General features: G+C 63.4%; 6 protein-coding genes and 1 pseudogene. All 7 read right to left on the reverse strand.

What is annotated here, in order from left to right:
• The coding region (tuf, locus tag AC1D34_RS27825) for an elongation factor Tu (protein WP_441493286.1) at window positions 1-1,187 on the reverse strand (1,187 nt) is incomplete at its 3' end.
• Between the two features lie 47 nt (window positions 1,188-1,234).
• Window positions 1,235-3,310 carry an elongation factor G gene (fusA, locus tag AC1D34_RS27830; protein WP_441493755.1) on the reverse strand — a complete coding sequence of 692 codons (2,076 nt, stop codon included), beginning with the start codon at window positions 3,308-3,310 and terminating at the stop codon, window positions 1,235-1,237.
• 33 nt (window positions 3,311-3,343) lie between these two features.
• Window positions 3,344-3,814, reverse strand: a complete 471-nt coding sequence (rpsG, locus tag AC1D34_RS27835; protein WP_043237120.1) for a 30S ribosomal protein S7 — start codon at window positions 3,812-3,814, stop codon at window positions 3,344-3,346.
• A 72-nt stretch (window positions 3,815-3,886) separates the two neighbouring features.
• Entirely contained in the window at window positions 3,887-4,258 is a 372-nt protein-coding gene (rpsL, locus tag AC1D34_RS27840; RefSeq protein ID WP_038358286.1) for a 30S ribosomal protein S12, read from the reverse strand.
• Between the two features lie 574 nt (window positions 4,259-4,832).
• Window positions 4,833-5,963 carry a helix-turn-helix transcriptional regulator gene (locus AC1D34_RS27845; protein WP_476825941.1) on the reverse strand — a complete coding sequence of 377 codons (1,131 nt, stop codon included), beginning with the start codon at window positions 5,961-5,963 and terminating at the stop codon, window positions 4,833-4,835.
• A 160-nt stretch (window positions 5,964-6,123) separates the two neighbouring features.
• Window positions 6,124-10,087: pseudogene (rpoC, locus tag AC1D34_RS27850) on the reverse strand (DNA-directed RNA polymerase subunit beta').
• 126 nt (window positions 10,088-10,213) lie between these two features.
• A partial coding sequence (locus AC1D34_RS27855; protein WP_476825942.1) for a DNA-directed RNA polymerase subunit beta occupies window positions 10,214-11,009 on the reverse strand: 796 nt, incomplete at its 5' end.

The raw sequence follows: 11,009 nt of genomic DNA on the forward strand, positions 1-11,009 counted from the left end.
GCGATGATGCTGGCGACGACGCCGGCGCCGACGGTCCTGCCGCCTTCGCGGATGGCGAAGCGCAGCTTCTCCTCCATCGCGATCGGCACGATCAGGTGCACTTCCATGGTGATGTTGTCGCCAGGCATCACCATCTCGGTGCCCTCAGGCAGGTGCACCACGCCGGTCACGTCCGTCGTGCGGAAGTAGAACTGCGGGCGGTAGTTGGTGAAGAACGGCGTATGGCGGCCGCCCTCTTCCTTCGTCAGGATGTAGGCCTCAGCCTTGAACTTGGTGTGCGGCTTCACCGAACCCGGCTTGCACAGAATCTGGCCGCGCTCGACGTCCTCGCGCTTCGTGCCGCGCAGCAGCGCGCCGATGTTGTCGCCAGCCTGGCCCTGGTCGAGCAGCTTGCGGAACATCTCGACGCCGGTCACCGTCGTCTTCACGGTGTCCTTCAGGCCGACGATCTCGATTTCCTCGCCGACCTTGACGATGCCGCGCTCGACGCGACCGGTCACCACCGTGCCACGGCCCGAGATCGAGAACACGTCTTCGACCGGCATCAGGAACGGCAGGTCCAGCGGACGCGCCGGCTGCGGGATGTAGTCGTCGACCGTCTTCATCAGCGCCACGACCGCGTCATGGCCGATCGCCTTGTCGCCATTGTCCAGCGCGACCTTGGCCGAACCCTTGGTGATCGGGATTTCGTCGCCCGGGAAGTCGTACTTCGACAGAAGCTCGCGGATCTCCATCTCGACCAGCTCGAGCAGCTCCGCGTCGTCGACCAGGTCGACCTTGTTCATGAACACCACCAGCGCCGGAACGCCGACCTGGCGCGCCAGCAGGATGTGCTCGCGGGTCTGCGGCATCGGGCCRTCGGCAGCCGACACGACCAGGATCGCGCCGTCCATCTGCGCCGCACCCGTGATCATGTTCTTCACGTAGTCGGCGTGGCCGGGGCAGTCGACATGCGCATAGTGACGGTTCGCAGTCTCGTACTCGACGTGAGCCGTCGAGATCGTGATGCCGCGAGCCTTCTCCTCMGGCGCCTTGTCGATCTGGTCATACGCCGTGAACGACGCRCCGCCCGACTCGGCCAGAACCTTCGTGATCGCAGCCGTCAAAGACGTCTTGCCATGGTCAACGTGACCAATCGTTCCGATATTGCAGTGCGGCTTCGTCCGCGCAAACTTCTCTTTGGCCATCGTAGCCTCCGTCAGATCTTGTTCAAATGTTCAGTCGAATGGGTGGATCAGGCGTACTTGGCCTGAACCTCGGCGGCGACCGCCGAAGGAACCTGCTCGTAGTGGTCGAACTGCATCGTGTAGTTGGCGCGTCCCTGGCTGAACGAGCGCAGCTGGTTGACATAGCCGAACATGTTCGCCAGCGGCACCATCGCGTTGACGACGACGGCGTTGCCGCGCATGTCCTGGCCCTGGATCTGGCCACGACGCGAGTTCAGATCGCCGATGACCGAACCGGTATAGTCTTCCGGGGTCACGACTTCGACCTTCATGATCGGCTCGAGCAGCACGGAACCGCCCTTCTGCAGACCTTCGCGAAGTGCAGCCCGCGAGGCGATTTCGAAGGCCAGGGCCGACGAGTCGACTTCGTGGAAGGCACCGTCGATCAACGTCACCTTGACGTCCACCACCGGGAAGCCGGCGAGCACGCCCGAACCGATAACCGAGTTCAGGCCCTTTTCGACGCCGGGGATGTATTCCTTCGGCACCGAGCCGCCGACGACCTTCGACTCGAACTCGAAGCCCTTGCCGGTCTCGTTCGGCTCGATGACCAGCTTGACGCGGGCGAACTGGCCCGTACCACCGGTCTGCTTCTTGTGGGTGTAGTCGACCTCAGCCTTCTTGGTCAGCGTCTCGCGATAGGCAACCTGAGGCGCGCCGATATTGGCGTCGACCTTGTAGGTGCGCTTCAAGATGTCGACCTTGATGTCGAGATGCAGTTCGCCCATGCCCTTCAGGATGGTCTGGCCGCTCTCCTGATCGGTCGAGACGCGGAAGGACGGATCCTCGTTCGCGAGCTTCGACAGGGCCAGGCCCAGCTTCTCCTGGTCGGCCTTGGACTTCGGCTCGATCGCGATCGTGATGACCGGCTCGGGGAACTCCATCCGCTCCAGGATGACCGCATGGGTCGGGTCGCACAGCGTGTCGCCGGTACGGACATCCTTGAGGCCGGCCAGGGCGACGATGTCGCCGGCAAAAGCCTCCTTGATGTCTTCACGGTTGTTCGCGTGCATCAGCAGCATGCGACCGACACGTTCCTTCTTGTCGCGCGTCGAGTTGATCACGCCGGCGCCGGTCTCGATCTTGCCCGAGTAGACGCGGCAGAAGGTGATCGTGCCGACGAAGGGGTCGTCCATGATCTTGAAGGCGAGCATTGAGAAGGGATCTTCGTCGCGCGGATGACGAACGGTCTCTTCTTCGGTCTTGAAATCGATGCCCTTGATGTCGCCACGATCGACCGGCGACGGCAGGTAATCGACGACCGCGTCGAGCAGGGGCTGAACGCCCTTGTTCTTGAAGGACGAGCCGCAGAGCACGGGGTGGAAGGCGCGACGCTGGACCGCGGTGCGGACCAGCTGGCGCAGCGTGTCGGCAGACGGCTCGGTGCCTTCGAGATAGGCTTCCATCGCCGCATCGTCCATCTCGACGGCGGCTTCGACCAGCTTGCCACGATACTCGGCAGCCTTGTCGGCGAGATCGGCAGGGATCTCCTTCTCTTCGAAGGAGGCGCCCAGCGCTTCGCCGTTCCAGACGATCGCCTTCATCTTCACCAGGTCGATGACGCCGGCGAATTCCGCCTCCGAACCAATCGGGATCTGCAGGCAGACCGGCTTGCCGGCGACGCGGTCAATGATGTCCTGGACGCAGCGATAGAAATCGGCGCCGATCTTGTCCATCTTGTTGACGAAGACGACGCGCGGAACGTCGTACTTGTCGGCCTGGCGCCAGACGGTCTCAGTCTGGGGCTCGACGCCCTGGTTGCCGTCGAGCACGCAGACGGCACCATCGAGCACGCGCAGCGAACGCTCGACTTCAATGGTGAAGTCGACGTGGCCAGGGGTGTCGATGATGTTCAGGCGATGGTCGCGCCACAGGCAGGTCGTCGCGGCGGAGGTGATCGTGATGCCACGCTCCTGCTCCTGCGTCATCCAATCCATGGTGGCCGCGCCATCATGAACTTCGCCGATCTTATGCGACTTGCCGGTATAGAACAGGATACGCTCGGTCGTCGTCGTCTTGCCGGCGTCGATATGCGCCATGATACCGAAGTTGCGGTACCGATCGATGGGATGGGAACGGGGCATGAGAGTGCTCTGTCTTTCGTCGGGTGCCGCGGATTACCAGCGGTAATGCGAGAAGGCGCGGTTGGCTTCCGCCATCCGGTGCGTGTCTTCACGCTTCTTCACCGCGTTGCCGCGGTTGTTCGCCGCGTCCATCAGCTCGGCCGAGAGACGCTCAACCATGGTCTTGTCGTTACGGCCGCGAGCAGCCGAGATCAGCCAGCGGATCGCCAGCGCCTGACGGCGCTCGGTGCGAACCTCGACCGGAACCTGGTAGGTCGCGCCACCGACACGACGCGAGCGAACCTCGATCGCCGGGGCGACGTTCTCGAGCGCGCTCTTGAAGACGGAAAGCGGGTCGCTCTTCGTCTTGCCTTCGATGATGTCGAAAGCGCCGTAGACGATCCGCTCTGCGGTCGACTTCTTACCTTCGTACATCACGGAGTTCATGAACTTCGTGACCACGATATCACCGAACTTCGGGTCCGGGATAACTTCGCGTTTTTCGGCGCTATGGCGGCGGGACATCGTCTAGTCTCCGGTCAAATCTCAAAAGCTGCGAACCGCCTCAGCATCAAGCCTCGGCGGTCGGGCAGAAAATCACTTAGGACGCTTGGCGCCGTACTTCGAACGGCGTTGCTTGCGGTTCTTGACGCCCTGCGTATCGAGCACACCGCGCAGGATGTGGTAGCGCACGCCGGGCAAGTCCTTGACGCGACCGCCGCGGATCATCACCACGGAGTGTTCCTGAAGGTTGTGACCTTCACCCGGGATGTAGCCAATGACCTCGAAGCCGTTGGTCAAACGCACCTTGGCAACCTTACGAAGCGCCGAGTTCGGCTTCTTCGGAGTGGTTGTATAGACGCGGGTGCAAACGCCACGCTTCTGCGGGCAGGACTCAAGCGCCGGAGCGGTGTTGCGCGCCTTGACGGGCGAGCGCGGCTTGCGGATCAGCTGGCTGATTGTCGGCATTCTGGCCTCTCGCTCCACTGAGCGGTTGGAATTCTTTTCGGTCGCTCCCCGAACCGGTCAAAGCCATGACATAAACGAAGCCGCGCCGTCGGCTCCCCTCGGGGGCCTCAGGCGCGCTCGCCATGCAGAGGAACACGGAACTCGTCCGYATTCATGCGTCTTGCCATGTCGTCAATCGACGCAGGAATTTACGACGGCGTTTCGGTCGCGAAATTCGCTCGCAGCAGAGGCAAGCGACAAACGTGTCCGACAACCGTCGACAGTGGCGCGCTTATGACTCAGGTGGAGATTCGCGTCAACCCCGAATTCGCATTCGCAGCGAAAGCGTTAACCACCACCCTGCTAAGGGCCGGCTCGGCCGTCATGGCCCCCCGGAGGTCGGCAGGCGGCTGAGGGTGAAGATCACCAATGCCGTCAGGCCAAGGTAGAGCGAAACGCCGCGCAACACCACCATAGCCACTCCCCTCTTCCCAACCAATCATGCGTCGACGGGTTGCGGTCCAGGCAACTCCCATTTGGGATCGGTGATCTTCGGGTGCGATTGCCGCAGTATGATCTCATCAGCCGAACGGGGCTAGCGCAGCACCAGTCTGGCCAGCAGGGCGGATAGCTCGCTCTGGCGGGAAACGCCCACCTTGGCGAAGACGCGCTTGAGCGTGGTCCGCGCCGTCTCCTCCGAGATTCCCAGGGCCTGGGACGCGTTGCGAGGGGCAAGTCCTGCGCCGACGAGCGCAGCGATCCGGGCCTCGGCCAATGTGAGGCCGAACAGGTCGCGCACGAGCGCCGGATCGGCGGGCTCGCCTGGCTGCGCGCTGGTCACGACGGCAATCACACTGGTCTCTGAGAGCATGCGCTCTACGCCCGTGGCAGTGGGTGTGCAGACCGGCAGGACATGCACGGCAAGCGTCCCGTCTCGATCCAGTCCGGGGATCAGCAGCGGCCGCGGCACCGCCGTCAAGGTATCGGCACTCGCCGCGCCCGCTCGTGCGATCGCTTCGGACAAGGCCTCCTGCTGCAGGACGGAGCGCGCCGCCAGTCGACCTTGCGAGATCAGCAGCGCATCACCGCATAACTGCTCCGCGACGGGGTTTGCGAAAATCACGTGACCGGTTGCATCGAGCAAGAACACCCCGACGCTCAGCCGCGCCAGCACGTCGGCCAGTGACTGCTGGGTCGCTTCCGCGGTGATCAGGCGGATGCCGAGCCTGAGCGCATTCTCGACATGCCGCCCCAGCTGGCTGAGTGCTGCGAGCTCCTCCTCGGCGAAGGCTGGCTTGCTGTCGGCGCGCTGGATCGAGAGCGCAACGGCGACATGGGGGTCCGGCGAGATGCTGACGCCTGCGAACCATTTCAGCCCCTGGCGCTTGAGGAACTGGCTGTAGAACGGCAGGGTTTCGAGTTCCTCGGACGTTGCGATGTGACGTTCGGTGATCGCATCGCTCCGGGTCAGGTATCCCCTCTCGCGCGAGCKGGCGAAGCGCACATCGTGCCGCCACCATTCGTCCCGGTCATACTCCTTCTGCCCCTCGGCGAGGCTCGGCGAGACAATGATCCCGTAGCTGCCATCGTCCCGCTGGTAGATCATCACGGCGCCGACATCGTCGAAGCAATCGGCAATGGCCTGCAGAGCGGCGGGCCAAAGCGACGGCGTGGCCGCGGCCGCATAGACCGCCTCCACCGCACTGACAAAGCGCTGACCGTCCATCGACGAACTCCCAACTGATTAACATGTTAGATCACAGCTGGTCGCGGAGGCGAAATTCTCCTTTCGTAGCTGAGGCCGCCATGAACAGGCCGGAGAGCCTGCGCCAAACAAAAAGGGCCGCCCGAAGGCGGCCCTTTCGCAAGTCGTGTTCGGCAGCGCCTTATTCGGCGGCCGGAAGCACCGCCGCAGCAGCTGCAGCCTTGGCCGCCGCATCCGCCTTCTGGCCGACGATCAGATCGTCGCGGCGCAACGCCACCTGCTTGATACGGGCAACCTGGGCGCCCGTGCCGGCCGGGATGAGCGAGCCGACGATGACGTTCTCCTTGAGGCCTTCGAGGGTATCGTACTTGCCGTTGACCGCCGCCTCGGTGAGGACGCGGGTGGTCTCCTGGAACGACGCCGCCGAGATGAAGGAGCGCGTCTGCAAGCTCGCCTTGGTGATGCCGAGCAGGACCGGAACGCCGCTGGCCGGCTTCTTGCCCTCTTCGCGCATCTTGGCGTTGATCTCCTCCAGTTCGATCCGATCGATCTGGTCGCCGGTGATGATGTCGGTATCACCGGACTCGGTGATCTCGATCTTCTGCAGCATCTGCCGGACGATGACCTCGATGTGTTTGTCGTTGATGCCCACGCCCTGGAGGCGATAGACCTCCTGGATCTCGTTGACGAGATAAGCCGCGAGCTCTTCGACGCCCTTGATCGCCAGGATATCGTGCGGAGCCGGATTGCCGTCCAGGATGTAGTCGCCCATCTCGACGACGTCGCCGTCCTGGAGATGGATGTGCTTGCCCTTCGGGATCAGGTACTCGAGCCCGTCCGAGCCGTCATGCGGGGTCAGCGTGACCCGGCGCTTGTTCTTGTAGTCCTTGCCGAAGCCGATGACGCCGGCCTTTTCGGCAATGATCGCAGCGTCCTTCGGACGACGTGCCTCGAACAGTTCCGCCACCCGCGGCAGACCGCCGGTGATGTCACGGGTCTTGGCCGAGTCGGTCGAGACACGGGCGAGCACGTCGCCGGCCTTGGTCATCTGGCCCGGCTCCATCGAGATGATGCCGTCGACGGGCAGGATGTAGCGGGCTTCGCCACCGCGGGCGAGCTTCGCAACCTTGCCGTCAGGGCCGTGCACCGTGATCGCCGGACGCAGATCCGACGTCCGGGCCGACCCACGCCAGTCGATGACGACGCGCTTGCTGATGCCGGTCGCCTCGTCCGTCGTCTCGGTGATCGACATGCCGTCCACGAGATCCTCGTAGCCGACAGAGCCGTCCACCTCGGCCAGGATCGGGCGGGAATAGGGATCCCACTCCGCCAGGCGCTGGCCGCGCTTGACCTTGTCGCCTTCGTCGACCCGCATCTTCGAGCCGAACTGGACACGGTGCACCGCGCGCTCGGCGCCGTCCGGACCGACGATCACGATGGCGATGTTGCGCGCCATGGCGATCAGGTCACCATCCGAGTTGCGCGCCGCATTGCGGTTGCGGATCTTCACCGTGCCCTCGAAATTGGACTCGATGAACGACTGGTCCGCGATCGTCGCCGCGCCGCCGATGTGGAAGGTACGCATGGTGAGCTGCGTACCCGGCTCACCGATCGACTGTGCCGCGATGACGCCGACCGCCTCACCCATGTTGACGGGCGTGCCGCGGGCAAGATCGCGCCCGTAGCAGGTGGCGCAGACGCCGTTCTTGGTCTCGCAGGTGAGAACCGAACGGATCTTCACCTCCTGGACGCCGGCAGCGTTGATCTTCTCGATATGGCTTTCCTCGATCATCGTACCCTTCGGCACGAGGACGTTGCCGTCGATATCCGTGACATCCTCCGCCGCAGAGCGGCCGAGGATGCGGATGCCGAGCGAAGCCACGACCTGACCGGCATCGATGATGGCGCGCATCTTGATGCCGTTATCCGAGCCGCAATCGACCTCGGAGATGATGGCATCCTGCGCCACGTCGACGAGACGGCGGGTGAGATAACCCGAGTTCGCCGTCTTGAGCGCGGTATCGGCCAGACCCTTACGGGCACCGTGCGTCGAGTTGAAGTACTCGAGCACGTCCAGGCCTTCCTTGAAGTTCGAGATGATCGGGCTCTCGATGATCTCGCCGGACGGCTTGGCCATCAGGCCGCGCATGGCGGCGAGCTGGCGCATCTGGGCCGGCGAACCACGGGCACCCGAGTGGCTCATCATGTAGATCGAGTTGATCGGCTTATCGCGGCCGTTCTCGTCCTTCTTAACGGTCGAGATGCGCGCCATCATCTCCTGGGCGAGCTTGTCGGAGCACTTCGCCCAGGCGTCGACGACCTTGTTGTACTTCTCGCCCTGGGTGATCAGGCCGTCCTGGTACTGCTGCTCGTAGTCCTTGGCGAGCGCACGGGTGGTGTCGACGATCTCCCACTTGTTCTCCGGCACGACCATGTCGTCCTTGCCGAAGGAGATGCCGGCCTTGAAGGCGTGCTTGAAGCCGAGGCCCATGACGCGATCGCAGAAGATGACCGATTCCTTCTGACCGCAGCCGCGATAGACGGCGTCGATCATTCCGGAGATCTCCTTCTTCGTCATCAGGCGATTGACGACGTCGAAGGTCACGGCCGGGTGCTMAGGCAGCGCGGTCGAGAGGATCACGCGGCCGGGCGTGGTGTCGTAGATCTTGGTGTAGGACTTGCCGTCCTGGCCGACGCCGGTCCAGCGATATTTGATCTTCGAATGCAGCGTCACGACCTTCTCGTGCAGCGCGTATTCGAGTTCGCCGAAATCGCCGAAGATCTTGCCCTGGCCTGGCTCGCCATCCGAGATGATCGAGAGGTAATACAGGCCGAGCACGATATCCTGCGACGGCACGATGATCGGCTGGCCGTTCGCCGGGTGCAGGATGTTGTTGGTCGACATCATCAGCACGCGCGCTTCCAGCTGCGCCTCGAGCGACAGCGGGACGTGCACGGCCATCTGGTCGCCGTCGAAGTCGGCGTTGAACGCGGCGCAGACCAGCGGGTGAAGCTGGATCGCCTTGCCTTCGATCAGCACCGGCTCGAAGGCCTGGATGCCGAGACGGTGCAGCGTCGGAGCGCGGTTCAGCAGAACCGGATGCTCGCGGATGACCTCGTCCAGGATATCCCAGACTTCCGGCTTCTCCTTCTCGACCAGCTTCTTGGCCTGCTTGACCGTGGTCGAGTAGCCCTTCGCATCGAGACGCGCATAGATGAACGGCTTGAACAGCTCGAGCGCCATCTTCTTCGGCAGGCCGCACTGGTGCAGCTTCATCTCCGGGCCGACGACGATGACCGAACGGCCGGAATAGTCGACGCGCTTGCCCAGCAGGTTCTGCCGGAAGCGGCCCTGCTTGCCCTTCAGCATGTCGGCAAGCGACTTAAGCGGGCGCTTGTTGGCACCCGTGATGACCCGGCCGCGGCGGCCGTTGTCGAACAATGCGTCGACCGATTCCTGCAGCATCCGCTTCTCGTTGCGGATGATGATGTCCGGCGCACGCAGCTCGATCAGGCGCTTCAAGCGATTATTGCGGTTGATGACGCGGCGATAGAGATCGTTCAGATCCGAGGTCGCGAAGCGGCCGCCATCCAGCGGCACCAGCGGACGCAGGTCCGGCGGGATCACCGGAACGATGGTCATCACCATCCATTCCGGCTTGTTGCCAGATTCCTGGAACGCCTCGATGATCTTGAGGCGCTTCATCAGCTTCTTGGGCTTCAGCTCCGAGGTCGTCGTCGCGATCTCGTGCTTCAGATCCATGTTGATCTTGTCGAGATCGAGCGCGCGCAGCATCTCGCGGATGGCTTCCGCGCCGATCATCGCCGTGAAGGTGTCAGCGCCATACTCTTCCTGGCAGCGGACATACTCCTCCTCCGCACTTCTCGCAGATCACGCCCTTGAACTTCATGCGCTTGTACTTGCCGCACAAGCACTCGTAGTCCTTGATCGGCCCAAAGATGCGGGCGCAGAACAGGCCGTCGCGCTCGGGCTTGAAGGTACGGTAGTTGATGGTCTCGGGCTTCTTGATCTCGCCATAGGACCACGACAGGATCTTTTCCGGGCTCGCGATCGAGATCTTGATCGCGTCGAACGCCTGCTGTGTCGGCTGCTGGCCGAAAAGGTTCATGACCTCTTGCTTCATCGCCTGTCTCCTGCCGCCGGCGGGGGAGTGAACCGCCCTGCCCGGCCATCATGCGAATAAGCCGGCGGCGTGAGTGTCGCCGGCATGCTGTGTTCGTCTCGAGGCGGCCCGTTTGGGCCCGCCCCCTTATTCGGCAGCTTCGGCCGGCGGCAATTCGCCCGGCTTCTGCTTGTTGCTGATCAATTCGACATTGAGGCCGAGCGAGCGCATTTCCTTGACGAGAACGTTGAAGCTCTCGGGGATGCCCGCCTCGAAATTGTCCTCGCCGCGCACGATCGACTCGTAGACCTTGGTGCGGCCCGCCACGTCGTCCGACTTCACCGTCAGCATTTCCTGCAGGGTGTAGGCGGCGCCGTAGGCTTCGAGCGCCCAGACCTCCATTTCGCCGAAGCGCTGACCGCCGAACTGCGCCTTGCCGCCCAGCGGCTGCTGGGTCACGAGCGAGTACGGGCCGATCGAACGCGCGTGGATCTTGTCGTCGACCAGGTGGTGCAGCTTCAGCATGTAGATGTAGCCGACCGTGACCTTGCGATCGAAGGGCTCGCCGGTCCGTCCGTCATAGAGCGTGACCTGACCGGACTTGTTGAGCCCCGCCTGCTCGAGCAGATGCTCGATGTCCGACTCCTTGGCGCCGTTGAAGACCGGGGTCGCGATCGGAACGCCGCGGCGCAGGTTCTGGCCCATCTCGACCAGCTCCGCATCGTCCATCGACGCAACGATCTCGTTGTCGCCATACACGGCCTCGAAGCTTGCCCGCAGAGCCTTGCCGTCATGCGCCTTCTTGTAGACGTCGATGGCCTTGGCGATCTGCTTGCCGAGACCGGCAGCGGCCCAGCCCAGATGGGTCTCCAGGATCTGACCGACATTCATGCGGCTCGGCACGCCGAGCGGGTTCAGCACGATGTCGGCATGGGTTCCGTCC

The organism is Allobosea sp. P1_A7 (genome assembly GCF_056406775.1).

Excerpts from the sequence above, each read along its gene's own strand:
- fusA (WP_441493755.1), bottom strand. The coding sequence starts at position 3,310 with ATGCCCCGTTCCCATCCCATCGATCGGTACCGCAACTTCGGTATCATG.
- rpsG (WP_043237120.1), bottom strand. The coding sequence starts at position 3,814 with ATGTCCCGCCGCCATAGCGCCGAAAAACGCGAAGTTATCCCGGACCCG.
- rpsL (WP_038358286.1), bottom strand. The coding sequence starts at position 4,258 with ATGCCGACAATCAGCCAGCTGATCCGCAAGCCGCGCTCGCCCGTCAAG.